The organism is Wolbachia endosymbiont of Bemisia tabaci, assembly GCF_003999585.1.
In the GTDB taxonomy this organism is placed as follows: Bacteria; Pseudomonadota; Alphaproteobacteria; order Rickettsiales; family Anaplasmataceae; genus Wolbachia.
Window position 1 is genome coordinate 762,422 of the sequence record NZ_CP016430.1, and the last position, 25,982, is coordinate 788,403.

Here is a 25,982-nt window from a genome sequence, read left to right on the forward strand (position 1 = left end):
CTATTTTGGGCCTGAGTTAAAATCGAATTAATATGTGCATGATTACCTTCATGTATAGCAAAGCCAAGTGATGTTAAGTTGTACGTCCAACCATCTGAAGAATACAAAGTATTTTTAGCAGTAAGAACTTCTTGCAGCTTACCATTATTTTGAGCTTGTCTTAAAATAGAATTAACATATTCATTGTTACTTCTATATATAGCAAGGCCAAGCAATGTTAAAATGTATGTCCAATTATTCAGAATATCTTGCGATACAACATTATTTTGAATCATTGTTGAAATGTAGTTACAAAATTCCTTACTATTTTCATATATGGCAAAGCTAATTGTTGTTAAAATATGCGTCAGACCATCTGAAAGCTGTAAAATATTTTCAGCAATAAAAACGCCTTGCAGCATATCATTATTTTGAGCTTTTTCTAAAATAGAACTGATACATTCTTTATTACCTTCATATATAGAGAAACTGAGTAGTGTTAAAGCATACTCCATAGTATTGAAATACTGTACAATATTTCTAGTAGCAAGAATATCTTGTAGTATTCCACTGTCCTGGGCTTTTGTTAAAATATCATTAATATATCTTGGCTTATTGTAATGTATAGCAAAGCCAAGCGATGTTAAGGTGTACATCAGACTATCTTGATAGTTTATAATATTTTCAGTATTAATAATCTCTTGCAGTGTACCGTTATTTTGAGAATGTATTAAAATAGAATTAACGCATTCGTCATTACATTTGAATATGGCGAGGCTAAGTAGTGTTAAAGTGCGTTCCCCACCTCTTGGAAATCGTGTAGTATATCCAATTGTAAGAACTTTTAGTAAATCATTCTCTGAGGCTGCTTCTAAAATATTATTAATGCTCTTTCTATTCCATATGGCCCTTTTTAACTGAAAATATAAATTTCGTTGTGCTTGTGTTAAGTTGTTATCATTTAGCATATTCTTGTAACCTCGTTTTAAAGTCAGTGCAGTTTAATTATTCTATGTTAGTATACACCAATAGAAAAAATTTCATCATATGTTCTGGAAAAAATTTACACAGATTAATGAGGAAACCGTAAGAGAGAGCCTAAAAAAGGTTATAGAGAAGAAAAGTGGTAAGAATGTTGGTGTAGTATCCTCAATTACTATTAAAGGTAAAGATGTTGCTTTTGCTCTTGAAGTTACTGAGCCAAATGAAGAATTAAGAAAAAATTGTGAGCAAGCTGTTAAGGCGATACCGGGAGTAGGAAAGGTTACTGTAGTTGCTACTGGTCAAAAACAAGCTAGGCAACAAAAAGCTAAACTTCATATCGAAGGAGTGAAAAATATAATTGTCGTTGCTTCTGGTAAAGGAGGTGTGGGTAAGTCGACAGTTGCACTAAATCTAGCTCTTTCGTTAGCAGAATTAAAACATAAAGTTGCGCTAGTTGATGCAGATATATATGGTCCTTCGATTCCTAAAATGTTGGGCACTGAGAAATTAAAACCAGAAATACAGAGTGGTAAAGCAATGCCTATAGAGAAACATGGTCTCTATACTATTTCAATTGGCTATTTTATTGATAAGGACCGCGCAGTAATATGGCGTGGACCTATGATCACAAAAGCACTAGCAATTTCTAGGAAAAGTGAGAAAGAGGTCTCCAAATATTTTCTATCATTGGACACTTGGGTTAGGATCAAAGGGCTAAATAATGGGAGCTGTATAAACCGAGAGGTTTCCGTACAGTTCTGCGAGAGACTGGTGGGGAAGTTCCGCTGGTCTACTCTCCTTATTATTTCAGGTTTTACATGTGAACTACTGGAAAATGAAGTTAAGCCATTAGTATCATCTTTCCTTCATGAGAGAGGTTTAGCTCTGTCAGAAGAGAAGACAAAGATTACATTTATTACAACAGGGTTTGACTTTCTTGGTTGTAATGTACGTAGATATAATAAGAAGTTAATTATTAAACCTTCTAAAGAAAGTATTAAAAAACTTCTTAATAAAGCACGTACATTGATAAAAGCAAATATAGCAAACACTCAGGCTATAGTAATTAAGTCACTTAACTCTCTACTGAGAGGATGGGGAAATTACTATCACCATGTGTGTGCTAAAAAAGCGTTTAGAAAGATCGACAATGAAATTTGGCATAGTTTATGGAAATGGGCAAAAAAAAGACATCCTCGTAAAGGATTACGTTGGATAAAGAATCGTTACTTCAAAGTAATGGGTCAACGCCAATGGGTCTTTGCTGCACCCATATGCAAGAACAAACCAAAAGAGATACGGTATTTAAGACTGCTTAAGCTGATTGATATACCTATCAGACGACATGTTAAAATCAGAGCGGATGCAAATCCCCTTGACTTAAAATGGAAAAAGTATTTTGATGAGAGAGTGAAACGAACAAGAATGTTAGCAAGCTCTTTCTCAAGAGAAGGTTCTCTACTGTTGGTGTCACCATTAAGAATGATGTTTCCTGAGGAATCATGAAGGACAAGCCGGTTCTAGAAAAGAAGAACTTAGATAAGGGGCTCAAGCGTAGTGTGGGGAAACCTGCATGCTGCGTTTCTAAGGGAGGGGGTAGTAGTAATACTGCTTCCTTACCTGACCAGGTAGTAAATTCTTATGCAAAAATTATTATCAAAAAGTAGTAATGTAAGAGGCTTTACGTGCAATTAAATTTATTTAGCAATAATCAAGTTGATTATTGCTGGCAAAACTATATCACCTTAGACGAAAATAAGCACGTATATAACTCAATAGTTAACGATTTATCTTGGAAATGCCTGATTCTTTTTGGACCTAACAGCTCTGGAAAAACTCACCTTGCTCATATTTGGCAATCAATAAACAATGCAATTTTTATCAATGTGAACAATTTTGTAAGCGAAATGAGGTATAGCGATGCGTTTATTTTAGAGGATGTACAAAACATTAAAGATGAGGAAATGTTGTTACATTGTTATAATTATATGAAAGAAAATGATAAGAGACTGCTAATCACTTCTTCAATTTCACCAAAAAAGCTTAACTTCAAACTAAGAGATTTAAGCTCCCGAATATTGTCAACTACCAGCGTAAAAATTTTGCCTGCAAGCGAGGAATTATTAAGAATTATGCTAATAAAACGATTTTCAGATAAACAGTTAAAAATTGATTTAAAAGTGATTAATTATATTCTAGCAAGAGTAGAACGTTCTTTCCACAGCATTAATAAAATTATAGAAAAAATAGATAGTGAATCCATAGGATCAAATGTAACCATTCCTTTTATTAACACTTTATTAAAAAAAAGTCCCAAGTGATTCCTTCTGCTGCAAGACATTTGTTATATATATTAAAGATTTATTAATACCCATACAATAATGAAGTTGAAATCACTATCTCTTTATGTTAAAATTATAATAAATACTATGATGTAATAAGAATGAACAGATATAGCTAAGGGATATTTTATATGATAGTAAAACTTACTTTACAGGATGTTTTTTATAGATTTGATGTTATAATTGAAATATGGTAAAAATAAGATCAAATTTAAAAAAAAGGTTAAAACAAAGGTTTGTAGTATTTACTTTATTGGTAAATGTTTTATTTATCTCATATTTTCTTATAAAAAACACAAAAAACACTTTCAATCAAATTATAGTCAAAGAAATAAATATAGGAGATGATAATGAAAAATAAACAACCACAAAATAAAAAAGAGGATCTTTACATAACGTATTACATAGATACTTTGGTTTCCGAAAAATCTTCTACACAAAATACTTTGGAAAGTTATCGCTCAGATTTACATCAACTTGAAAAATTTTTATTAGAAGTAGGCACTACCTTAGTTGGTGCAAGTAAAGCTAATATTAAAGATTATGTAAACTTTTTACATACACAAAAGAAATATAAAACTAGCTCTATATCAAGAAAAATATCTGCTATCAAAAATTTCTATAAGTGCCTATTTAATGATGGAATAATAGATTTTAATCCAGCACCGGCTAATGATAATGAATTAAGAAATCCAAAGGTTTCCCGTCCTTTGCCTAAGTATTTAAGTGTTCAAGAAATATTTTTGCTCATGGAAACAGTAAAAAAATCAGCAAGCGGATCGAATAAAGAGATAAGCAGTAAAAGGCTATGTGCAATTTTAGATATTCTTTACTCTTCCGGGATGCGTGTTTCTGAACTAACCAATATGAAGTTGTGTGAAGTATCACATTTAGTAAACAGTAATGGTAAGGAAGGCTACATAATAATAAAGGGAAAAAGTGGCAGAGAAAGGCAAATCTTTTTTAATGAGCAAGCATTGCAAAGTCTTAAAGATTATTTATCACTTCGTGACAATCTGCTCCCTAACAACAAAAAATCTGATTGGCTATTCCCAGGTGATAAACCTAATAAACCAATTACAAGGCAAAGAGTTGGTCAATTAATAAAGGAATTAGCAAGAAAATGCAATATTGATGAAAATAAAATCTCTCCACATGTGATTAGGCATTCTCTTGCTACCCATCTACTGAATAGCGGAGCAAATATTGTGCTGATACAAAAAATTCTTGGCCATACTAATCTTTCTACAACACAAATATATACTCATATTGCTAACGAAAAGTTAAAGGACAAATTAGCTGATTCTCATCCTATTACTCAGATGATCAATAATTAAACTTATTGCTTTTAGTTTTGTAGTAAAGTTAAATTCAAATAAGTTTACGTGTGTTTGTGATTGCAAGTTTATTGTTTAATTTACTCCTTATATTATGGGAAGTATTCTATACTTTAATTACTCTCCCTATAATTTTCTTTCCTGAGTGTGTAATAACCATTTTCCTTGTTTGCTCGGTGAGAGTTGTATTATTCATGTTGCGTTTATTATGTGGCATTAAATATGAAGTGAGGGGAATGGAAAACATTCCTAAGCAACCTTTTATAATTGCATCTAAACACCAATCTCCATTTGAAACATTTATTTTTATACTACTCTTTAGAAAAGCAGTTTTTATTTTAAAACGTGAATTGAAATGGATTCCATTCATTGGTTTGCATCTCATGGCATTAAAAATGATTTTTATTAACCGCTCAGATGGTATTAGTTCTGTGCGTCATATCATGAAATTAGCAAAAATGCGTATAAAAGAAAATAGAGGCATAATAATATTTCCTGAAGGCACAAGAACGACTATAAACCAAAATATAAAATATCAATCGGGTATTGCTGCTTTATATAGCGTATTATCTGTTCCTGTATTACCGATTGCTTTAAACACTGGTTTGTTTTGGCCAAAAAGCATACTTTCTCTGAGAAAGAGTCCTGGAAAGGCGGTAATAGAAATATTACCTCCCATATATCCTGGGTTAAACAAAAATGAATTCTTGCAAAGTTTAGAAAAAATCATTGAAGAAAGAAGTAGTAGATTAATTGCAGAAAAAACTGATATTGCAAATTAACAAAAAAACTTTATAATTAAAAGAAAAGTACAGGTATTAATATATGGCAAATCATAAGAGTGCTAAAAAAATGATGAAGGTAATAGCAAAGCGTACTTTAGTAAATAAGATGCGAAAAAGCAAAACTCGTACTGCTATTAGAAGATTAGCTGATATAATCAAGTCTGGTGATAAAGAAAATGTTGTTTTGGCATTTCGGAATGCTGAATCCAATTTACACAAATGTGTAAATAAAGGTGTCATTCATAGGAATACCGCTGCGCGTAAAATAAGTCGCTTAAATGCAAAAGTAAAAGCATTGATAACCGCTTAATACGGTTAATGTAAAGTTAGCTGTATTAATATATACTCTTCAGTTTGTATATTCTGTATAAAATTAAGTAGCTTAAGTGATGGATAAAAAAGTGCTATTAAAACTAAGTAATGGGTTAAAAGTTGAGCTACCCATATTAAGTGGAACAGTAGGTCCTGATGTGTTAAATATTAAGGATTTATATAAGAAGACAGGATTATTCACTTACGATCCAGGATTTGTTTCCACAGCTTCATGTTCTTCTTCGATTACATTTATTGATGGAGATGAAGGAATTCTTAAATATAGGGGACATGATATAGCTGATTTGGCAGAGAATAATAGTTTTACTACTGTGGTTTATTTATTACTCTATGGTGAATTACCCAATTCAGAACAACACAAAAAATTTATTCTCAAAATACAAGAATTATCCAAAGTATCAGAGCAAGTTACAAATGTAATCAAAGCATTTCCAAAAACTGCTCACCCTATGTCGATTTTAGTTGCATGTTTTGCAAATTTGTCAGCGTCTTACCATGAAATGCATGGCAACAATGTCAATGGTGAAGATTTAGATTTTGGAATTTCTGCAATAGCAAAAGTTCCTGCAATTGTTGCAATGATTTATAGACATATCAACAATCAGGAATTCATAAATGCTAATAATAAATTAAGTTATAGTGAGAAGTTCTTAAATATGATATTTGGCAGTGCTGTTAATAATACCCTTTTTGTAAAAGCTCTGGATAAAATATTTACTCTTCATGCTGATCATGAACAGAATGCTTCTACAGCAGCTGTCAGATTGGTAGGGTCAGCTGGTTCTAATCTATTTGCAAGCCTGTCTGCAGGAGTTGCTACACTTTGGGGTCCAGCACACGGTGGAGCTAATGAGGCAGTTATAAATATGCTAAAAGAGATAGAGCAAAGTGGAGATGTAGATAGATTCATTGAGAAAGCTAAAGATGATAAAGATCCATTTAAGCTAATGGGATTTGGACATCGTGTTTATAAAAACTATGATCCGCGCGCGTTTATATTAAAGGATGCTTGTCATGAGATTTTAAGCAAACTAGAACAAAACAATGAATTACTTGAAATTGCAAAAAAACTTGAAGAAATAGCTTTAAAGGATGAGTATTTTATTACACGTAAGTTGTATCCAAATGTTGATTTTTACTCAGGTATAATAATGAATGCTATCGGTATCCCTTCAAGTATGTTTACACCCATTTTTGCACTTGCAAGAACCACTGGTTGGGTTGCCCAGTGGTATGAAATGGTAAACGATAAAGAAACCAAGATTTGTAGGCCAAGGCAGCTCTACCTTGGCAAATAAACTTTCATTCACAATTCGTCCTCAAATAGTCTAATTTCCCTTAGCTATGAAATACAGTAAGATGATTTTTTACTAATTGATGTACGCTTTTTTGCAGAACACTGGTCAGACTGTGATACAGACGGTTGGTCAAATGTTGTTTTGGGGTTATTACAAAAAGATCGTGCTGAAGAAGCGCCAAAGCCACTATCTTTACCCGAAGCACCATCCCCACCTTTATCTTCACCACAGTAGTTGGGACTAAGGAATTTGCTTAAGTTTCCAGCATGTGATTTCTTAGGTGAATCATCAAAGCCACTATCTACACTTGGTACATCTATCTCTGCTTCTTCTTCAGAAGGGTCAAGAGTTTGTGGTTTCATAGCTCGCACACGCGCAGGATCAATGGACAGTTTATAATCCTTATTGATTACAGAGCTCTCTATGATCTCATCCATCACGCAGTAAGCAATGTCTGGGTTAAAAAAGTCTATTGCATATATTCGTTCGTCACCATATGTTAGCAGACCTCTTTCTGCAATATCATCTTTTACATCACGCAATACTTTTTTTGTACAACCAAACACCTCATTATTAATATGATCAACTTCCTCTTTACTTAAAAACTCTATGTAATTATTATAATTCACGATAGGAGCTAAAATTGAAAACTCATTTTTATTTTCTTTATGGGAAGCATGCCAAATAGAATCAATTTGCAGGTGCGAAAGTGATTTACGAATTAAATCAATAACTGCGAACTTCAGAGTGTCATTCATTTTATCCTCGGTACTTGAAACTTCCAAATCACGACACTTCGAGGATACTTCATCCATTACTATGTCTTTAATGAGCTTAGGATTATCAAAAATGCTTTTCTTTAGATATACATAATTTCCTTTCTCTTCTAAAAAATCCTTAGTTTTTTTAGGACCATTTTCATAACCTGTTATCCTCGATGAGAGCAAATCTACAAAAGAACGTTGCAAATTTCTATCAACACACTCCGCACCATATAGATAAGATCCCTTATCAAAGACTTCATCAATTATATTATAATCTACATGATTTTCTATCTCCTGCTCTATATCATCTGATAGATCCTTACAACCTAGTTCCAATTTTTTGTCTTCTTTTTTTTGCTCTACAATATTAGAGGTTGCAAATCGCGCAAGTTCATTAGCTAGTAAAAACTTTAGATTAGAAACTACCTCTTTCCTAATTGGCACCAAAAATTTATTATCTTCAGCCGATTTTCCTTGATCAAAGTTAAAAGGAAAAAACTTTGTATAAAAATTATCATCAAGAATACTTTCATCCGGACAAAATCTTTCTATTATTTTTTCTTTCATACTTTTCAAGTACTTTATGCGCTGATCAAGAGTCATATTATTATCAAATGAGATAACAATATGATCGTTCTTTACAGTAAAATTAGTAACAATAGCATTACTGAAACGAAGAATACTATTAAATGCTTTTACTAATTCTCGATTTATTTCACTTTTATTAGGCATAATACCCTTACCACTCCTACTGGTGCCCTGACCACTCTTACTACTACTTGATTGATTTTGCTTCATTTCCTCTTGTTCACGCTTAATTCTATCGCTAAAATTATCTATCCTCTTTAGATCTAAATCTTTTTTATAAATCCTTGTTCTCCCTGAATCAGGTACTTTTTTATTTGGATCATTATTACCATGCATATCAACCTCTAAATTAAATTATTATGTAATGAGTATATTAAGAATCAATTATTAGCACAAGCAGTTTTTTAACATAAATTTCATTCACCATTTTTATATTCCTGAACTCCAGACTGGGATGACAAGAGAAGAAGTGCTGGAATAACAACTTTTTAAATTAAGCTTTCTGGATCCCAGTGTCAGCTACTTGGATAACAGGAAAATAGGCACTGGGATGACAAGAGAGAGAGCTACTTGGATGACAAGAGAGGAGGCACTGAGATGACAACAAAGGAGCCACTTGAAGACAAGAGAGAGCTACTTGAATGACATTCCGCCATGTCATTCCAGCACTTGATGCTGGAATCCAGATAAAAAACCAGTCTGTGGAATGATAAAAAGAGAGAGAACCTTTACATACCTCTATCCTTGACTGAAGAAGCGTGGTTTTCAACTCTTACACCATCAGTTAATCCTCCCGGCAATTTCATAGCAGCATTAGACTTTTGCTGATCACCAAGCTTTCTCTCGCAGGAAGATCCATTTAGCTCTTTTCTCTTTATTCTCCTTGTATCATTACCTCGTTGTCTTTTAACTCTCCTGTGTTCCTTTTGCTGTGGAGCAGGTGGACAGACAGCTAATTTTGGTTTCTCATTTTTCTCTTCTTTCTTTTCTTTATTCATTTTCTCCAGTTTTTGTACTTCACTATTTTTGTGACTTATAACAGATTTAGGTAGAGTGTCTACTAATTTTTCTATAGGCTTTGGTAAAAGAGCACGTTCTTGCTTATTCAGAGTGATTGGCATTGGAATTTTGGATGAAAAATTAAAGAGGTGAACTGGTGCAACTTCATTCACTTTTATTTCTACTTCTTTACGAACTTCTTTTCCTTCTACCTCTGTTTTTTCTGCTTTTTTATCTTCCTTTTTCTCGGTTGCATCTTGCTCTACTACTGCTGCTAAATCAACTGCAAAAATTTCTGCAAACATTGCAATAACAAAGCCAACAAAGAAAGTTTGAAGCTTCAATTTTAAATTTTGCAACGCTTGCAAACGTTCGAGTATTGCTATTTCCTCTTCCGGAGATAACCCACCACTGAGTAATTTCTCCTGCAATTCTTTTATCTCTTTGTCTAGCCTTTTATCCCAACTTAAATCTAAATCTTTTTTGAAAATCTTGTTAACTAATTCCTTAAGCTTATTACGCAAAAACTTAATTATCGAAAGAAGCAGATTTTTCTCTTTCTTCTCCTTGAGCATTTTGTAGACTCTCGGATCTACATTTACTTCAAAAAGATTAAAGAGGGATTCAAAGAAATTTGCGAATACCCCTTGATTATCATCAATAAAGTAATCCTCATTATTTTTTATCTGTAGCTCTACTTGAGATAATGTTTCATCAATGCAACTCGCAGCCTGACGCTCAAGCTCTATTCTCTTGAGCTCAGCTTTCCTAGCAAGCTCCTCCATGAATCCTTTTAATTCATTGAGCTTCTGCTCTGCAGAGAGATCTTGCTCCCTGATTCGACTAATGAAGATTGAGCTACCGTCCTCTTCGTTGTTATTGATTAAAAAATTTTCCATTGTTTTTTCTCCATTAATTGAATTATACTGTTTCTATAATTGTTTAGAAAGCTTTTTACCATCTTATCTTAAGTCTATAAAACACAATAACTCAATCTTATAATATGAAGTATTTAATAAGTATTAATCTTAAAAAATATCAACAAATTATTGAGATTTTTACATTTATGCCATATAAAGACTATCATATATTATGTAATATTTCAAGAACATATTCACTATAACAGAAGACTTTCTTATTTGCCTCAAAAACACCTGCAAATCATATAACTAAGAGAATATTATAATGTTTAGTGTAATACTATACAATGTTATAAAATATAGTATAATACTAGCATACCACTGAATTAATGCTGAGATATTCCTTTGCTTGATCAGTTAAAACACGTCCTCTTGGTGTGCGCTTTACGAAACTGACCTTGATTAAATAAGGTTCTACCGTTTCTTCAATATTGCCAACATCTTCAGATAGTGCAATAGATATGGTGTCAATTCCAACAGGTCCTGAGGTGTTAAACAAAAATCTCAGATAATCCATATCTAATTTATTTAGTCCCATTTTATCTATACCCAATTTTGATAGTGCAGAACCGGCGATTTCACAGGTAATTTTTTTATCATCTTTTACTTCAACAAAATCTCTTATTCTTCTGAGTAATCTCAAAGCAATTCTTGGAGTTCCACGCGCACGGCAAGCAATTTCCTGCACAGCATCCTTTTCGATTTCAGCACAAAGAACTCTTGCACCTCTTTTGATAATATCAATCAGTTCCTCAAAAGAATAAAACTCAAGATGCAGGGGAATACCAAAACGATCCCTCAGCGGTGCAGAAAGCAGTCCAAGCCGTGTTGTTGCCCCAATCAGTGTAAATGGTGGTAAATCTATTCTTAAAGTTCTGGTAGATGGGCCCTCACCTACTAATACATCTAGGCAAAAATCTTCCATAGCAGTATACAAAACTTCCTCAATGCTACGATTTAATCTATGGATCTCATCGATAAATAGAACATCTTTTGCATTTAAAGTAGTGAGCACTGCAGCTAAGTCCCCAGCTTTACTAAGCAATGGACCAGAAGTTGCACGAAAGCTAACCCTTAACTCCTTAGAGACAATTTGTGCTAAAGTTGTTTTACCAAGCCCTGGAGGACCATAGAGTAATACGTGATCCAAAGCTTCAGCTCTCGTCTGTGCAGCATTTATAAACACTTTTAAATTTTGTATTAAGTCTTTTTGCCCGACAAAATCATCAAGTTGCTCAGGCCTGATATTTAAATTACGTACATCTTCAGAGTATTCCTTACTACATGATATTGACTTCATATTGTTTTAAGCGCCATACGAATAATATCTTTAGTGTCCAAGTTTGGTGATTCATCTTCTATTTTTTTTATTGTATCATAAGCTTTTGTTCTTTCATATCCAAGATTGATCAAAGCTGAAAGAGCATCTTCACTAATTGAGAGAAAATGATTGCTATTTGTCTCTAATTTACTTACTTTGCCACTCAGCTCAGTAATAATTCGATTTATGAGTTTCAGGCCAAGTCCACTCATCTTAAGTGCTAGTTTATCCTCATTTATAATTGCCAAAAACAGTTGCTCTGGAGTTAATTTGCTCAAAATTGACATTGCGGTTTTATAGCTGACACCGCTCACTTTAACTAATAAACGCAGACACTGCTGTTCTTCTTTACTTATAAAACCATATAGCTGAGTAACGTTTTCTCTGCTATTTGCATAAGTGTCGATAAGTAATTTTACTCTACTCCCGATCGAACAAGCACTTAAAGTTTTGGCTGAAAGATATACTATGTAGCCAACATCATTCACATTCAGGATTATGTGATCGCTACACACCTCATCAACTATTCCACTTAGATTTCCTATCATTTTTAGTACTTTATAAAGTTCAGTTTAAATGCTCCTGAATCTTAGGTCAAGCAAACGAACATTATAGCAGTGGTTCCAGTTTCAATCATTGCAGACAGGTTTGCAGGAAATCTATTTGAATATATTATTCCGGACCAGTATGTGACTGGACCACGGAGTTACTTTAGCAGCAGAATTGCGATCTATTAACTAAGTAATAGAAATTTCTATCTTTGGTGGAATAAAGGTAATTGTTTGCTGTTTGCGAAAATATTTGCATAATTTAAGTAACATTACTTGATAAGAATTAACTATGGAGCTTAATAAGATTGCAGCATCGATTTTACTTTCTGGATTAATAATTATGATAGTTAGTAATGTAGTTGATATGCTCTATAACCCAGAGGATTATAAAATTGAACACCAAACAATAGTAGCAGCCAGCAATGAGCCTCAGCAAAAGATTGAACAAGTGGCATTTGATATTGGGGAGCTCATGCAAAATGCTAGCTTTGAAAAGGGGAAGTCAGCAGCAAAAAAATGTATAGCTTGCCACAGTTTTGAGAAAGGTGGAATGAATAAAGTAGGACCAAACTTGTGGAACGTAGTTGGAAATAAAAAGGCCCATCTTCACAGTTCATTCAATTACTCAAAAGCATTGCTTGAAAAAGGTGGAATATGGGGATATGAAGAATTATTTACTTTTTTAAAAAATCCAAAAGCCTATATAAAAGGTACACGTATGGCATTTGCAGGCATTTCCAATCCACAAGAAATTGCAGATCTAGTCGGCTATTTGCGTTCGGTGAGCGATAGTCCGGTTGCCTTGCCAAAGTAGTATGAATTATTGTAAATTACTTAATGGAAGTAATGACCATATAGCATATCGAAAGCTACAAGGAAAGAAAGCTTCCATAGTTTTTTTTGGTGGTTTTGCATCCAATATGGATGGAACTAAAGCAACTGCCATTTACAAATTTTGCCAAGAAAATGATGTAGCACTTGTGCTCTTTGATTATTTTGGCCACGGTAATTCAAGCGGTGACTTCGCTGATTATACAATAAGTGATTGGCAAAAAAATTGTGCTAAAGTGATAAGCGAATTAACTAGCAGCAAACAAATAATTATAGGCTCAAGTATGGGAGGATGGCTGATGTTGCTCACTGCTCTTCAATTTCCAGAAAAAACTGCAGCGCTAATTGGTATATCGTCTGCTCCTGACTTCACTGAAGATTTAATATTTAATCAATTGTCGGGTAGGCAAAAAGAAGAGCTATGTTCTAAAGGTGTAATAGATTTTACTTCAGGGCACTGCGCATACAAAATAACTAAAAATTTGATCGAGGATGGCAGAAAGAATCTCCTTTTAAATCAAGAAACAATAGATATAAACTGTCCTGTGCGCTTGCTATTGGCATAATATAGTTTATTCCCGTTAGCCTATTACCAAGTATTTTCACAGGAGGTACACCGTATTTATCAGTTTTTATTTTTGCACCCATTAATCTTAGTGGGATTGCAACTCTATTCATAGGTCGTTTATTTAAAGAAAGATCTCCAGTCAATTTAGTATCAAATTTTTGTCCTGCTAACAAACCAGTCAACAACCTCATACTTGTGCCTGAATTACCTAAATATATATTTTTTTTTGGATTTTTTAATCCATATATTCCCGCACCTGAAATACATAATATGTTTTGTTTAGGCCCATAAATTTCAACTCCCATTTCTCTAAATGATTGTAATGTTGATAAACTATCATCCCTCTTCCCAACCAGTTAGAAACACGCACGGGAATTCAAGTCCTTTGGCTGCATGAAGAGTCATAACATATACGGTGTCATCGTTATTCATATTATCCACTTCCATCACTAGACTTATATGCTCCAAGAAAGTTGTGGCATTATCGAAATTTTTTAAAGATGAGATGAGCTCCTTGACATTTTCTATTCGTGCTAAGCCTGTTACCTCCTCATTTTCAAGCATTTCAATATACCCTGATTGGTTTGCTACGATTTTAACGAATTCATGCAGTGGTTTTACACTTACTATTTCTTCCCAAGCTTTAATTTTATTTAAAAAATCATTTAGTGAGAGTTTAATTCTTTCGGTTACTTGATTACTATTAACTAATATTTTTGCTGCCTCAAAAAAAGAAATTTTGTTATCCTGAGCAGTCGTGTATATTTTCTTTAGAGTTGTAGCTCCTATGCTTCTTTTTGGCCGATTTACGATCCTTTCGAAAGCTAAGTCATCGTTATTGTTTGTAACGAGTCTTAAATATGCAATTATATCCCTGACTTCCTGACGTTCGTAGAATTTTACACCACTTATAATCTTGTAGGGAATTGAATATTTTATAAAATACTCTTCGAGAACTCTAGTTTGAAAAGTGGCCCTTACCAGTACTGCAATGTCACTAAATCTGTATTTATTGAGCTTTAATATCTGTTCGCTTATGAACCTTGCTTCAGCTTTTCCGTCCCATAATTTTATTAGATTTACCTTTTCCCCTTCAACATTTGTTGTCCACAATTTTTTTTCTAAGCGAGTCTTATTGTGATTGATAACATATGACGCAGTTGCAAGTATGTGGGATGTTGACCTGTAGTTACACTCTAGTTTAACGGTTTTTGCATTTTTAAAATCATCAGAAAACTTCAAAATATTTTCAACTTCTGCACCACGCCAACTATATATCGACTGGTCATCATCTCCTACACAGCAAATATTTGAGTGCTCTTTTGCAAGGTATTTTAGCCAAAGATATTGTATTGCATTTGTATCTTGATATTCATCTACCATGACATATTTAAACTTGTTTTGGTAGTAGGACAGAACTTCGGTCTTTTGATTAAAGAGCTGTATGTTATATAGCAATAAGTCACCAAAATCGACAGAATTAAGGAATTTCAACCTTTCCTGATACTGGTGATAGACCTTGAGTGCAGTTACATATACTGGCCTAAATGATTGAATATCTTCCACTTCAGATGGCAATAAGCACTTCTCTTTCCATTGCTGAATAATATTCATAATGGTCTTACATTTTTCTGATAGGTAATCAGGATTTATTTCATTGATAATATTTTTTATTACCTGTAATTGGTCATCCACACCAATGATTGTAAAATTGGGGTTTAAGCCCACAATTTCTGCGTGCAGGCGCAAAATTTTTGCTGCAATTGCATGGAAAGTGCCAAGCCATGGTATGTTTGTGCCCGTTAGCTCAAGTACCCTTGATACCATCTCATTTGCTGCTTTGTTTGTGAATGTAACAGCTAATATTTCATCAGAATAAGCATGACCGTTTCTAATTATGTGCGCTATTCTTGAAGTAATCGTTCTTGTTTTTCCCGTTCCGGCTCCTGCCAATATTAAAACCGGTCCATCTATGTGAGTTACAGCTGATTGTTGTTCTGGATTTAGCAGTAAGAGATAATCGTTCATTTGCAGCCCTATAGATTATAACTTCGTAAAGTTAAACCTATAGATCGAAATATTGTAAAGGTCTTATTGAACATAACATTCAACTCATTCAAGTACTAGATATTTAAGCATAGATCTATCTTGTTGGGGTAGCTTCAAGTGTATGCTGAGTAACAACAACTTGATTTGAGATATTGGCATCAAAACTTCTGCTTGTTTGATGAATAGGTGGAGTTTGAAATGGCTTAGACTTATGATTCAGTTCCTTCATCATTTCCTCAGCTTTAATAGGAAGTTTTTCTGGAATATAGAAGTTATGCATTTCAGCTCGTTCAGTGAGATTTTCATATGTTGCTTTGAACCAAGCTCCAATATCATATATAAAACCATATGCTTTTTCTTTAAATTCTCTCAATGATTTACTGAAACTTGCTAATGTGTTATTAAAGTAAATTGTCATATAGTCTCTTGTGGTGTATTGATAACTTTCTCCATTTAATCTGCTAATTTGTGCGTTAGAACTATTGTTGCTTTTGAAATAACCAAATATGTTGTACATTTTGAGCTATCGCTGATTATTAATATGCATACATTATATATTAATAAATCAAGATTGTCAAGAGTGTTTATTGCATTACTGAGGAGCTGAAGCTTGTAGTACGATGTTTTCAAATCTTTAATATAGTATTGACTTTACAGCAACAATTACCTTAAGTTAGTAACTATTGTTGCAGTTAAAAGTATCAATGCATTTTTTCTTTTATTTTTTTGCAATTCTAAGCATCTTATCTGCTGTTTGTGTAATTAGCGTAAGGAATCCTGTGCATGCAGTGTTATTTTTAATTTTCACTTTCGTTAACTCTGCAGTGCTTTTTATTCTCCTTGGAGCTGAATTCATTGCTATGATGGTACTGATAGTATACATCGGTGCAGTTGCAGTGTTGTTCCTCTTTGTAGTTATGATGCTCGATATTGACTACATAAGGTTGCACCAGGGTTTTGCGAAGCATTTCACTCTTGGTGCTATATTATGTGTTGTGTTTTTTCTAGTCATCAGCTTTGTAATCCGCAGCTCAGCACCCAACATAAGCAATGTTATAAACTATAATACCAATAATGTGAAAGCTATTGGTAATTTGCTGTATACCGACTACATGTACGCTTTTCATCTTTCTGGTATTCTACTGCTTATTGCAGTTGTCGGTGCAATTGCTCTTACTTTGCAGGACAAGAAAAAAGGAGTTAAAAAACAGAATGTATTAAAGCAATTGACACAATCTTCATCTGTAAAATTGATTAAGGCTAAATTTGGAAAAGGAGTAGAATGGAAATAGGATTAAATCACTTTTTGATAATTGCTGCTGTTTTGTTCACTATTGGGGTGTGTGGTATTTTCATCAACCGTAAGAGCATAATCAACATACTGTTATCAATAGAAATATTATTGCTGGCGATTAACATAAATTTAGTTGCTTTTTCTGCCTTTATGAATGATATGGTTGGGCAAGTTTTTGTGATGTTTGTGTTGACTGTTGCGGCAGCAGAGTCAGGAGTTGGGCTTGCAATATTGGTTGTATATTATAGAAGCCGTGGCAATATAGATGTTGAACAAGCAAATTTAATGAAAGAATGAAAGTATGATGGATATACTGAAATTAATAGTATTTTTGCCACTCTTTGGTTCGCTATTCGCAGCACTTTTTAGAAAAAGTCAGTTAGTTACAACGGCAGGGATTGGAATATCTGCAGTTTTATCTTGGTATGTTTTTCTCACCTTCTCTGAAAATTATCACTTGAGTTTATTTCCTCTATTTTCATTAAGTGTATTAAAAGTAAATTGGGCAATTAGTGTGGATGCTCTCTCATCCTTAATGCTTATTGTTATTACCACCGTTTCACTAGTAGTCCACCTCTATTCTATCGGTTATATGGAGCATAATAAAGGGAAGTCGAGGTTTTTTTCTTACCTATCGCTGTTTACGTTTTGCATGATTGTGCTGGTTGTAAGCGATAATTTCGTGCAGCTTTTTTTTGGCTGGGAAGGGGTTGGCCTATGTTCTTATTTACTCATAGGATTTTGGTTCCAAAAATATTCTGCAAATAATGCAGCAATTAAAGCATTTGTTGTGAATAGGGTAGGAGATTTTGCACTATTGATTGGGATCTTTCTCATTTATTATACATTTCACTCTTTGAAATTTACTGAAGTTTTTGACGCAGCTGATCTTCTTGGCACGCAGAACATTAGAGCATTCTGCTGTGAATTTAAAATAATTCATATAATATGCATATTACTTTTTATTGGCTGTATGGGTAAATCTGCACAGCTTGGTTTACATGTTTGGTTGCCAGATGCAATGGAAGGGCCAACCCCTGTTTCTGCACTCATTCATGCAGCAACGATGGTAACAGCAGGTATATTTTTAATAGCAAAATGTTCTCCATTGTTTGAGTTATCAAATGTGGCACGAGAATTAATAGTTATCGTTGGTGCACTTACTGCTTTTTTTGCAGCCACCGTTGCGATTACTCAGAATGATATAAAAAAAATAATTGCTTATTCAACCTGCAGTCAACTTGGTTATATGTTTATGGCATGTGGGCTTTCTGCTTACAATGTTGCTATTTTTCATTTAATGACACACGCTTTTTTTAAAGCTCTACTATTTCTTGGTGCTGGCAATGTAATTCATGCAATGCATCATAAGCAAAACATTCAGAAAATGGGAAATTGCTGGAAGAAAATCCCTTGTACTTACGCTCTCATGTGGATTGGTTCTCTTGCGCTTTCTGGAATATTTCCATTTGCAGGTTTTTACTCAAAGGATTTGATAATTGAACATGCTTATAGCACGGATAGCTTTGCTTTTGTAATAAGCTTAGTTGTTGCATTCTTCACAGCGTTTTACTCTTGGAGGTTATTGCTTCTTGTGTTCCATAGCCAAAAACAAAGTAAAATTAATATACATGAAGCACCAAAGATTATGATTATACCATTACTGATACTTGCTTTTGGATCGGTATTTTCTGGAGTGTGGGGAGCAAATATTTTGAACATAACTAGTAATGCGTTTTGGAAATCAAGTTTAATGGTAATTGATGAGCATGGAGTTCATAATTTCTTTATAAAACTGCTGCCAACCTTAGCGAGCCTAAGTGGAATAGCTCTTGCGTACCTGATTTACCAATATCAAGTAATTAGGCAAATTAAGAGTAAATTTTTACTTAAGTTTTTGCAGAATAAATGGTACTTTGATGAGGTGTATGAGTTTGTTATAATTGCACCGATAAGGTTTATATCTAGGCTTCTATGGAAGTTTGATGTTAAGGCTATTGATTCATTTGGACCAAATGGTGTTGTAAGGTTGGTTAATGAATGTTCAAAAAGTTCTATAAAGTTACAAACTGGTTATATATTTGATTATGCATTTATTATGTTTGTTACTTTAATAATCGGTACTTTATATATTATTGGAATTAAATAGAAGGTGTTGTTACTTAGTATATTCTTGCTTCCACTGATAGGAGCGTTGATTTTATCCTTAATCAGGATTAATCATCAATCTATACACCTAAGATTCCTTGCCCTATTTTTTGCTGTACTTCCATTCTTGCTTAGCATTGTAGCTTGTATAGAATTTGATTATAACAATGCGGACTTTCAGTTTGTCAGCTATCCAGTCAAGAATGTAGGAATAGGGGTGGATGGAATATCGTTGCTTTTCCTTCTACTTACGACCTTCTTGTTTGTTATTTGTATGCTCTACAACTGCAAAATGAGTTATACGACCCTAAAAGCCTATATGGCATTATTTCTACTGCTTGAGAGTTTTGTAGTCGGTTTTTTCGTTTCACTGAATGCTATAAGCTTTTATGTGTTTTTTGAAGCTGTCTTAATACCAATGTTCTTTATTATTGGCATTTGGGGAGGGAAGCAAAGGATATATGCGACGTTTAAGTTATTTCTTTATACATTAACTGGCTCATTATTATTTCTACTTGGACTGGTTTACATCTATAGCATTTTTGGGACGTTTAGTATACAAAAATTAGCTACATTAGTGCCAAGCCTTGATCTTGAAGTGCAGTCATTGCTGTGGATTGCATTTTTTATTTCTCTTGCAATAAAAGTACCTATGTTTCCATTTCACACTTGGCTTCCTGATGCGCATGTGCAATCACCAACTTCTGGATCTGTGATTTTAGCTGGCTTGCTTATTAAAATGGGGGGATATGGATTTTTAAGGTTTTCTATTCCAATGCTTCCTCAGGCAAGTTTGTATTTTTCAAATTTCGTTGTTATGCTGAGCATTATTGCGGTGATATATGCTTCTCTAGTTGCGTTTGCTCAAGGTGATATAAAGAAGTTAATAGCTTATTCTTCAATAGCACACATGGGGATCGTTACCGCTGGCCTCTTTTCATTTTGTGAGGAAGGAGTACTGGGTAGCATATTTCAAATGATTAGTCATGGCCTTATTTCTGCTGCTTTATTTTTGTGTGTTGGGATGCTATATACTCGAACTGGGACTTTGGAGATTGCAAAATATTTTGGCATAGTAAACACAATGCCAAAATTTGGTTTTATGTTCATTTTATTTTCAATGGCTTCAATAGGGCTACCTGGAACATCTGGGTTCACAGGTGAGTTTTTGGCTATGGTTGGAATGTTTAAGAGCATAGGGTTTTTTACAGGATTTATCGTACTTGGCACTATTTTAAGCGCAGTTTATATGCTGAATTTATGTAAGCAAATAATATGGGGGGTTAGCTATTCTAAATTATTAAATAATCGCTTGGATAGCATAGAATTTTCTGTCTTAATTCTGCTCGCAGTGTTTGTTATTTTGCTTGGATTTTACCCAACCCTTGCACTGAATTATTTGAAGCCATGTATGGCAAATTTGTTAGTAAAATATAATGCGCTATGAATTATATACAGATATTGCCGGAAACGTTTTCTATTATCTCCTCGTTAGTGTTGCTGCTGCTTGGGATTATATTTTACCGCCGCACTATCAACTTATTAGCACTTGGCTGCACAGTGGTAACTTTGATTATTTTAATTATTTCGGCAGAAAACAATGAAATTTTTCTCTTTAATGCGTTGTTAAAACTCAATTTATACATCAGGCCAGCCCAAGGGTTAATTCTCAGCACAGGAATTTTAATACTTTTGATGCTGAATTTATCAAAATATGACTATAAATATGAATTTTCAATACTGATTCTTTTTGCGCTATTTGGCATGATAACTTTAGTTTCAGCAAATAGTCTGATTTCTTTTTACTTAGCTTTTGAGTTGATGAGTATATCTTTATATGTTCTTGCGAGCTTTAATAAAAATTCAGCTTATTCATGTGAAGCAGGAGTGAAATATTTTACACTTAGTGCACTATCTTCCTGTATTATGCTGTATGGTATGTCATTGCTTTATGGATATACAGGACAAGTCAATTTCTCTGAGCTCGGTTCATTCTTGCAAAACCATCAGATAACTTATGGAATAGTTTTTGGGTTAGTTTTTATCCTTATTGGTTTGTGTTTCAAGCTTGCTATTGCTCCTTTTCATATGTGGGCTCCAGATGTCTATCAAGGTGCACCTACCATAGTAACTGCGTTTTTTTCTACGGCCCCAAAAGCTGCACTTGTAACATTTTTAATTCGATTGATGAATGAAGAGTTAGTAAATGTAAAAAGTTATGTTCAGCCTATTTTCTTATACTTTTCAGCATTGTCTGTGCTTATCTCAGCTTTTGGGGCCTTGCGTCAGCAAAACTTAAAAAGGCTGCTTGCTTACAGTTCAATTGGTCACATTGGTTTTATATTTGCTTCACTTTCTATTTTTACACAAGCAGGAACAGATAGTGCCTTAATGTATCTGGTGATATATATCATCACAAGCATAGGGCTATTCTCATATCTCGTACAAATTGACGATGACGATTGTGATATTGCAAATTTATCTGGTATAGGGAAGAAACGCCCAATTGTAGCATTTCATCTTTCTGTACTGTTACTCTCGATGTCGGGAATACCTCCACTTGCAGGTTTTATCGCTAAATTTTTTATATTCAAAAGTTTAATAAATTCTGGCTTTATCAGCCTGTCTTTGATCCTTGTAATATCGAGTGTGATATCATGCTACTATTATTTAAATATCATGAAAGTTATGTATTTTGATAAAGCTAGTGGTAATAAGGTTGATTATTCTAAGAGTCTATTCATTATCACTTCAGTGGCTTCACTGATCAATCTCGTTCTTTTCTTGTACGCAGAAGATCTTTACTCATTGATTAATTCATTGACAAATTAACAATTTAGTGTTTATAATTAGTCATATTCATCATTACAAAGAAGTTTCAAGTACTAATAAAGAAGCATTGGGTTTAATTGAGAAAGGGATATCTAATGAAACTGTCATTATTGCTGATAAACAAACAGAAGGCAGGGGACGCACTGGAAAAAGCTGGATTTCTCCAGAGGGTAATTTTTATGCGAGTTTGGTGATAAATCTTTTGCAAGCTCCACGGTGTAATATTCAATTACTGGATTCCAGCGTCACACACTGGAATGACAGAGAAAATTTAAGCAAATTAACAGAATTGACTTTTGTTACTGCTCTTGCTGTAGGGAATACTTTATTATCGTTAAATTTCTTGAATAATCAAACCCACTGCGGTGTCATTCCAGTGCGTGACACTGGAATCCATACTTTTTCTTCTGGATCCCAGTGTCAAAGCACTGGGATGACAAGAGATCCATTCATAAACGATCTCAATCTTCAATATAAATGGCCAAATGATGTTCTAATCGATGGCAAGAAAATAAGCGGAATATTGCTTGAAAAAAAATCCAATTCAAATTGGCTGATTATAGGAATTGGAATTAATATCAATCATGCACCACTTCCAGGAACAACGTGCATTAGCAATTACGGTGAATCTGTGTCTAACATGGATCTATTAAAGGAATTAATAATAAATTTTAATAAGCTAAGAAAGCAATGGCTATTTGATGGGTTTTATGCTATAAGAGAAATGTGGTTAAAAAAAGCATTCAAAATGAATGAGCAAATCAGTGTAAAGTTAGCTGACAAATTGTATGAAGGAATTTTTGCTGATATAGATAAAAGTGGTAAATTGGTATTGCAGCAAAAGGATGGAAGCTTAATTTATTTTGATGCAGGTGAGTTATTTATTGGCAGTGCATTATGAATACATATGTAATTTTTGCTTACCTTATTAGTTTCATACTGATTGGTGGAAATTTGATTTTTACCGTTTCTTGCTATATAAAAAGTAAAAAAAACTTAGAAAGTCTTAAAAGCAACAATGAAGAAGAAACATAAGCGATTACTTATAACTTCAGGAATTTTCTGCTTTTTAAGTTGTGCAGTTTTTTTTATTTTAACAACGCTCAAAGAAAACATCTCATTTTTCTATACAGTAAGTGAAGCTATAGTTTTACCAAATAGTCAAAAGCCAATCCGTGTTGGTGGAATGGTTGTTGAAAATAGCGTAATACGGAGCGAAAGCGAAGTAGTTTTTCAGATGACAGATTTTAACAAAAGCGTTGTGGTGAAATATCAGGGAATACTTCCACCAATGTTTTCAGAAAAAAGTGGTGTTGTTGTGCAAGGTAAAATGTTTGATAATAGTACTTTTCTTGCAGATACGGTGTTTGCAAAACATGATGAGAACTATAAGCCGAAAGTCCTAAAATAGATTTCCTAATTCAGTTGTATTGAAATGGTATGTGAAAGAAAGCAACAGCCTGCTAGCACGCTATTGCTTTTATAACTGCTGCAATATAGCTATTACTCCCAGCCATCTATGTTATTATGGTTAATTGTCTCTAATTCTACAATTTCGCCTTGAATTCTATTCAAGTTTTCGATAAATAGGTGAAATTCATCATTTAATTCAGAAACAAATGTCTCATTAAAATCGTTGATAAATTTTTCTATAATTACGTTAACGTAGCTAGCTGATACAGGGTTGTCTTTAATATCCTCAAAGTTTTTAGGTCTAATTTTGGCTACTAAGTTATTTATTGCTTTATAGTCAAAATCCCTCATTTCGCTCATTGCTTTTTCACTTTCTTGTTTACTGTAATTATTCATATTAATTCCTATAAAAAAACTAAAACTATAAAACTATATCGTGTAGTTTTTTTCTATCTTACTGAGCATATGATTCTTATATTAGTTCAGTATCAGTATATTGAAGCTGTGGAGCTTCCCATTCCAATCCACTACCATCATCTCCAGCGTTTTCTAAGCTTTGTATCCTACTTTTTAAATCATCAAGTGCTTTTACTAAGCCTTTATCACTGTTACCAAGAGTATTTTCTAATTTAGTAATAGATTCGTTATTATTATTTAACACGCCATCTAATTGAGAAACAAACTCCTTGTTCAGCTTTTTAGTTAATTCGTCTAAGACTCTGTGGATATAATTAACCTGTGCTGTCTTTTTTCCCAATACTTCTTCATTATAGTTTTTAGGTCTGCTATCAATTTCTATTTCTTTTATTACTTTAAGATTGTCTTTGATCTTCTGTTTACTGTCATTACTCATACTAACTCCTATAAAAAGTTACAATTTCAAAATTAACTAAGTTACATAGCTCAAACTTCTTAGATTACACATTCAATCTGAACGTTTTCCTCCATTTCCGTTAGTTCAAATTTAGTATCTTGGAAATTCGGGCTACTATCCCATTCAACCTTACTCTCGTCTACTACTTCAAATTTTTTAAGTATCTCCATCATCTCTTTTTGCTTTTCATTGCACTCCTTGAACTTCTCGTCCAACACCTTTTTCAACATTTCAATGGTAACATTAGACTGATCCTTACTGCCAAGATCACCAATCACAGCTGTTACTTTCTCATAAGGCAATTTGTGAATGATATCTTTAAGCTCTTCTGCATCTACGTTATCCAAAAGTTCTTTAAACTGCTCATTAGACATACTAAGAGCAAAAGCTTTAAGTTTTTCTGGGTTGTTAGCTAAAGACTTAACAACCATCTGAATCTTATCAGAATCATCAGTTAACTCTCGAGCTACTATTGCAAGTTTCTCATGGTCTAGCTTATTAATTAAATTATGTAATTTATCTCCTTCTAACATTTTTACTAAGATTGGAAGTCGATCTTTTAATGCTTCGTCCAAAATAGTGTTTATACTTTTCTCATCTGCATTTCTTATGAGTTCTACAAACTGATCATCGCTTATTGTCTTGAAAACCTCCATGAACTGATCCGTTTTAAGGTGAGGGAAAATTTCTCTTACTTGATCTAGATTTAAGTCTTTTACTAAGTTCACAACCTGATCCTTATTTAATAAGGGGACTATTATTCCTAACTTTTCTTGATTTAATTCATTAACAAGAATACGTAATTGGTGGTTGGTAAAATGACTCATCAAAGCTTGCCATTGATTATCTGTTAAGTGCTCTACTAAATCCTCTATTTGGTCTGAACGAAGAGTATTGGCAAGAGTTGCTAACTGATCTTCTGTTAGTTCCTCAACAAAAATTTTAGCAAACATCTTTGATAGCACTATATTCTCTGGTATTTTAGATAATGTATCTTTTATTGTTTCTTCACTGACATCCAGTCCAATATATTGTAATGCCTGATTGTCAGGTGAATTAATAATATTTCCTTGATAATCTGAGAAATAATATTTGTAAGTATCATCCAACTCTTCCTGTGTTACATAACTATGTTCCGATCTCTCAGATTTAACATTATTACGCAAACTAAGACCACCATCTTCTCTACTTATAAACTTCGATTCCATTGATAGCTTGACCAACATATAATCGTAATATACAAATGCACAATTGTTTTCTGAATAACCTGGTTTATCTCTAGAAAGAGTGCTTTTCAGGGTATTCCCCTCTTCGCCCCTTATGCAATAAAACCCATCTCTAGAGATGTTATTGCCACATAATCTTATTGGTAATTCTATCGCTTCATCTTCTTTTCCCAGTTGCACAAGCTTAACTTTTTTAACAGGTTGAAAACGAGAAAAGTCAGGCCAGTAGACGCTGCTACCAAATCCTTTTGATAATTCCTCTCCGGGTACCATCTTAAAGACATGTTTTTTTTCCACTCATAAGTATTATCTAATAAATTTAATTATAGCTATTCTAGCATCTATTGATTAATTTATTACTAAGTTGATATATATTAGAATTATAATAACAAATATCACTAAAGAACCTATATAAAACCCCGATAGATTAAATATACTAACTTTATGATATGTTAGAATTTATACTGGTGGAGGCAAGCGGGATCGAACCGCTGACCTTCTGCGTGCAAAACAGATGCTCTACCAGCTGAGCTATACCCCCAATTC

24 protein-coding genes, 1 tRNA gene and 5 pseudogenes are annotated in these 25,982 nt (G+C 33.5%); 18 read left to right on the forward strand and 12 right to left on the reverse strand.

Translation table 11 applies throughout. The annotated features are described in order from the left end of the window. Positions 1-947 (reverse strand): WD_0033/WD_0034 family tandem repeat-containing protein (locus BBB02_RS03650; RefSeq protein ID WP_179948502.1); only part of this gene is annotated, 947 nt, incomplete at its 3' end. Positions 948-1,026: 79 nt separating this feature from the next. Here BBB02_RS03650 and BBB02_RS06730 point away from each other — a divergent pair. The 8 genes and pseudogenes from BBB02_RS06730 to BBB02_RS03680 form a co-directional block, all read left to right on the forward strand. After that, positions 1,027-1,878 (forward strand): annotated as a pseudogene (locus tag BBB02_RS06730) (P-loop NTPase); the annotation flags it as partial. Positions 1,879-2,019: 141 nt separating this feature from the next. Further along, positions 2,020-2,469 (forward strand): annotated as a pseudogene (locus tag BBB02_RS06735) (group II intron maturase-specific domain-containing protein); the annotation flags it as partial. After that, a pseudogene (locus BBB02_RS06130) lies at positions 2,466-2,603 on the forward strand (Rpn family recombination-promoting nuclease/putative transposase); the annotation flags it as partial. The pseudogenes BBB02_RS06735 and BBB02_RS06130, both read left to right, overlap by 4 nt. A gap of 45 nt (positions 2,604-2,648) precedes the next feature. Continuing rightward, entirely contained in the window at positions 2,649-3,284 is a 636-nt protein-coding gene (locus tag BBB02_RS03660; protein WP_127464014.1) for a DnaA ATPase domain-containing protein, read from the forward strand. A 371-nt stretch (positions 3,285-3,655) separates the two neighbouring features. After that, positions 3,656-4,642, forward strand: a complete 987-nt coding sequence (locus BBB02_RS03665; RefSeq protein WP_127464015.1) for a site-specific tyrosine recombinase — start codon at positions 3,656-3,658, stop codon at positions 4,640-4,642. Between the two features lie 56 nt (positions 4,643-4,698). Further along, positions 4,699-5,424, forward strand: coding sequence for a lysophospholipid acyltransferase family protein (locus tag BBB02_RS03670; protein WP_127464016.1), 726 nt, complete (start codon positions 4,699-4,701; stop codon positions 5,422-5,424). A 43-nt stretch (positions 5,425-5,467) separates the two neighbouring features. Further along, the gene (gene rpsT / locus BBB02_RS03675; protein WP_127464017.1) at positions 5,468-5,737 is read left to right on the forward strand and encodes a 30S ribosomal protein S20; all 270 of its coding nucleotides are present in this window, start codon (positions 5,468-5,470) and stop codon (positions 5,735-5,737) included. 79 nt (positions 5,738-5,816) lie between these two features. After that, positions 5,817-7,058 carry a citrate synthase gene (locus tag BBB02_RS03680; RefSeq protein WP_127464306.1) on the forward strand — a complete coding sequence of 414 codons (1,242 nt, stop codon included), beginning with the start codon at positions 5,817-5,819 and terminating at the stop codon, positions 7,056-7,058. Between the two features lie 44 nt (positions 7,059-7,102). Here BBB02_RS03680 and BBB02_RS03685 read toward each other — a convergent pair whose 3' ends face one another. The 4 genes from BBB02_RS03685 to ruvA all read right to left on the reverse strand — a co-directional run bounded on the left by BBB02_RS03685 (position 7,103) and on the right by ruvA (position 12,198). Next, the gene (locus tag BBB02_RS03685; protein ID WP_245970061.1) at positions 7,103-8,746 is read right to left on the reverse strand and encodes a hypothetical protein; all 1,644 of its coding nucleotides are present in this window, start codon (positions 8,744-8,746) and stop codon (positions 7,103-7,105) included. A 392-nt stretch (positions 8,747-9,138) separates the two neighbouring features. Next, positions 9,139-10,308, reverse strand: coding sequence for a hypothetical protein (locus tag BBB02_RS03690; RefSeq protein ID WP_245970062.1), 1,170 nt, complete (start codon positions 10,306-10,308; stop codon positions 9,139-9,141). Between the two features lie 331 nt (positions 10,309-10,639). Next, a complete protein-coding gene (gene ruvB / locus BBB02_RS03695; RefSeq protein WP_063630964.1) occupies positions 10,640-11,629 on the reverse strand; it encodes a Holliday junction branch migration DNA helicase RuvB in 990 nt (329 codons plus the stop codon). After that, the gene (ruvA, locus tag BBB02_RS03700) at positions 11,626-12,198 is read right to left on the reverse strand and encodes a Holliday junction branch migration protein RuvA (RefSeq protein ID WP_127464018.1); all 573 of its coding nucleotides are present in this window, start codon (positions 12,196-12,198) and stop codon (positions 11,626-11,628) included. Before ruvA ends, ruvB begins: the two co-directional genes overlap by 4 nt. A 292-nt stretch (positions 12,199-12,490) precedes the next feature. On the opposite strand from ruvA, the gene BBB02_RS03705 reads away from it, so the two are divergent. Then, positions 12,491-13,015, forward strand: a complete 525-nt coding sequence (locus BBB02_RS03705; protein ID WP_127464019.1) for a c-type cytochrome — start codon at positions 12,491-12,493, stop codon at positions 13,013-13,015. 1 nt (position 13,016) lies between these two features. After that, a pseudogene (locus BBB02_RS03710) lies at positions 13,017-13,589 on the forward strand (alpha/beta fold hydrolase); the annotation flags it as partial. On the opposite strand, the gene BBB02_RS03715 reads toward BBB02_RS03710, so the two are convergent. From BBB02_RS03715 to BBB02_RS03725, 3 genes and pseudogenes are all read right to left on the reverse strand, one after another. Then, complete coding sequence (locus BBB02_RS03715; protein ID WP_218937006.1) at positions 13,507-13,905, reverse strand: hypothetical protein; 399 nt, start codon at positions 13,903-13,905, stop codon at positions 13,507-13,509. The pseudogene BBB02_RS03710 and the gene BBB02_RS03715 overlap by 83 nt on opposite strands. 34 nt (positions 13,906-13,939) lie before the next feature. Continuing rightward, positions 13,940-15,628 (reverse strand): annotated as a pseudogene (locus tag BBB02_RS03720) (ATP-dependent helicase); the annotation flags it as partial. A gap of 115 nt (positions 15,629-15,743) precedes the next feature. Then, positions 15,744-16,166, reverse strand: coding sequence for a WD_0964 family protein (locus tag BBB02_RS03725; protein WP_127464020.1), 423 nt, complete (start codon positions 16,164-16,166; stop codon positions 15,744-15,746). Positions 16,167-16,353: 187 nt separating this feature from the next. Between BBB02_RS03725 and BBB02_RS03730 the strand changes: the two genes are divergently transcribed. Genes BBB02_RS03730 through ccmE form a run of 8 tightly spaced genes read left to right on the forward strand, consistent with a single transcriptional unit; the run spans position 16,354 to position 23,334 of the window. Continuing rightward, a complete protein-coding gene (locus BBB02_RS03730) occupies positions 16,354-16,941 on the forward strand; it encodes an NADH-quinone oxidoreductase subunit J (RefSeq protein WP_127464021.1) in 588 nt (195 codons plus the stop codon). Continuing rightward, positions 16,932-17,240, forward strand: a complete 309-nt coding sequence (gene nuoK, locus BBB02_RS03735; protein WP_108784401.1) for an NADH-quinone oxidoreductase subunit NuoK — start codon at positions 16,932-16,934, stop codon at positions 17,238-17,240. The genes BBB02_RS03730 and nuoK overlap by 10 nt, the downstream gene beginning before the upstream one ends. A 4-nt stretch (positions 17,241-17,244) precedes the next feature. Beyond that, entirely contained in the window at positions 17,245-19,092 is a 1,848-nt protein-coding gene (gene nuoL / locus BBB02_RS03740) for an NADH-quinone oxidoreductase subunit L (RefSeq protein ID WP_127464022.1), read from the forward strand. 3 nt (positions 19,093-19,095) lie between these two features. Further along, positions 19,096-20,538, forward strand: coding sequence for a complex I subunit 4 family protein (locus BBB02_RS03745; protein WP_127464023.1), 1,443 nt, complete (start codon positions 19,096-19,098; stop codon positions 20,536-20,538). Beyond that, positions 20,535-21,923, forward strand: a complete 1,389-nt coding sequence (locus tag BBB02_RS03750; RefSeq protein ID WP_127464024.1) for an NADH-quinone oxidoreductase subunit N — start codon at positions 20,535-20,537, stop codon at positions 21,921-21,923. Before BBB02_RS03745 ends, BBB02_RS03750 begins: the two co-directional genes overlap by 4 nt. 7 nt (positions 21,924-21,930) lie before the next feature. After that, entirely contained in the window at positions 21,931-22,824 is an 894-nt protein-coding gene (locus tag BBB02_RS03755) for a biotin--[acetyl-CoA-carboxylase] ligase (RefSeq protein WP_127464025.1), read from the forward strand. Next, positions 22,821-22,958 carry a CcmD-like small membrane protein gene (locus BBB02_RS06835; RefSeq protein WP_162848924.1) on the forward strand — a complete coding sequence of 46 codons (138 nt, stop codon included), beginning with the start codon at positions 22,821-22,823 and terminating at the stop codon, positions 22,956-22,958. Before BBB02_RS03755 ends, BBB02_RS06835 begins: the two co-directional genes overlap by 4 nt. Further along, positions 22,942-23,334: a cytochrome c maturation protein CcmE gene (gene ccmE, locus BBB02_RS03760; RefSeq protein ID WP_127464026.1), complete on the forward strand. Its 393-nt coding sequence runs from the start codon at positions 22,942-22,944 to the stop codon at positions 23,332-23,334. The genes BBB02_RS06835 and ccmE overlap by 17 nt, the downstream gene beginning before the upstream one ends. A gap of 92 nt (positions 23,335-23,426) precedes the next feature. Here ccmE and BBB02_RS03765 read toward each other — a convergent pair whose 3' ends face one another. From BBB02_RS03765 to BBB02_RS03780, 4 genes are all read right to left on the reverse strand, one after another. Continuing rightward, entirely contained in the window at positions 23,427-23,732 is a 306-nt protein-coding gene (locus tag BBB02_RS03765; protein WP_127464027.1) for a hypothetical protein, read from the reverse strand. A gap of 76 nt (positions 23,733-23,808) precedes the next feature. Then, entirely contained in the window at positions 23,809-24,189 is a 381-nt protein-coding gene (locus tag BBB02_RS03770; RefSeq protein ID WP_127464028.1) for a hypothetical protein, read from the reverse strand. Between the two features lie 59 nt (positions 24,190-24,248). Further along, positions 24,249-25,709: a magnesium transporter MgtE N-terminal domain-containing protein gene (locus BBB02_RS03775; protein WP_127464029.1), complete on the reverse strand. Its 1,461-nt coding sequence runs from the start codon at positions 25,707-25,709 to the stop codon at positions 24,249-24,251. A 192-nt stretch (positions 25,710-25,901) separates the two neighbouring features. Next, a tRNA-Ala gene (locus BBB02_RS03780) sits at positions 25,902-25,977 on the reverse strand. Positions 25,978-25,982 lie beyond the last annotated feature (5 nt).

What these genes read in the sequence shown, in the direction of transcription:
- BBB02_RS03665 (WP_127464015.1), top strand. Translation starts at nt 3,656, where the DNA reads ATGAAAAATAAACAACCACAAAATAAAAAAGAGGATCTTTACATAACG.
- rpsT (WP_127464017.1), top strand. Translation starts at nt 5,468, where the DNA reads ATGGCAAATCATAAGAGTGCTAAAAAAATGATGAAGGTAATAGCAAAG.
- BBB02_RS03680 (WP_127464306.1), top strand. Translation starts at nt 5,817, where the DNA reads ATGGATAAAAAAGTGCTATTAAAACTAAGTAATGGGTTAAAAGTTGAG.
- BBB02_RS03685 (WP_245970061.1), bottom strand. Translation starts at nt 8,746, where the DNA reads ATGCATGGTAATAATGATCCAAATAAAAAAGTACCTGATTCAGGGAGA.
- BBB02_RS03690 (WP_245970062.1), bottom strand. Translation starts at nt 10,308, where the DNA reads ATGGAAAATTTTTTAATCAATAACAACGAAGAGGACGGTAGCTCAATC.
- ruvB (WP_063630964.1), bottom strand. Translation starts at nt 11,629, where the DNA reads ATGAAGTCAATATCATGTAGTAAGGAATACTCTGAAGATGTACGTAAT.
- ruvA (WP_127464018.1), bottom strand. Translation starts at nt 12,198, where the DNA reads ATGATAGGAAATCTAAGTGGAATAGTTGATGAGGTGTGTAGCGATCAC.
- BBB02_RS03705 (WP_127464019.1), top strand. Translation starts at nt 12,491, where the DNA reads ATGGAGCTTAATAAGATTGCAGCATCGATTTTACTTTCTGGATTAATA.
- BBB02_RS03715 (WP_218937006.1), bottom strand. Translation starts at nt 13,905, where the DNA reads ATGGGAGTTGAAATTTATGGGCCTAAACAAAACATATTATGTATTTCA.
- BBB02_RS03725 (WP_127464020.1), bottom strand. Translation starts at nt 16,166, where the DNA reads ATGTACAACATATTTGGTTATTTCAAAAGCAACAATAGTTCTAACGCA.
- BBB02_RS03730 (WP_127464021.1), top strand. Translation starts at nt 16,354, where the DNA reads ATGCATTTTTTCTTTTATTTTTTTGCAATTCTAAGCATCTTATCTGCT.
- nuoK (WP_108784401.1), top strand. Translation starts at nt 16,932, where the DNA reads ATGGAAATAGGATTAAATCACTTTTTGATAATTGCTGCTGTTTTGTTC.
- nuoL (WP_127464022.1), top strand. Translation starts at nt 17,245, where the DNA reads ATGATGGATATACTGAAATTAATAGTATTTTTGCCACTCTTTGGTTCG.
- BBB02_RS03750 (WP_127464024.1), top strand. Translation starts at nt 20,535, where the DNA reads ATGAATTATATACAGATATTGCCGGAAACGTTTTCTATTATCTCCTCG.
- BBB02_RS06835 (WP_162848924.1), top strand. Translation starts at nt 22,821, where the DNA reads ATGAATACATATGTAATTTTTGCTTACCTTATTAGTTTCATACTGATT.
- ccmE (WP_127464026.1), top strand. Translation starts at nt 22,942, where the DNA reads ATGAAGAAGAAACATAAGCGATTACTTATAACTTCAGGAATTTTCTGC.
- BBB02_RS03765 (WP_127464027.1), bottom strand. Translation starts at nt 23,732, where the DNA reads ATGAATAATTACAGTAAACAAGAAAGTGAAAAAGCAATGAGCGAAATG.
- BBB02_RS03770 (WP_127464028.1), bottom strand. Translation starts at nt 24,189, where the DNA reads ATGAGTAATGACAGTAAACAGAAGATCAAAGACAATCTTAAAGTAATA.
- BBB02_RS03775 (WP_127464029.1), bottom strand. Translation starts at nt 25,709, where the DNA reads ATGGTACCCGGAGAGGAATTATCAAAAGGATTTGGTAGCAGCGTCTAC.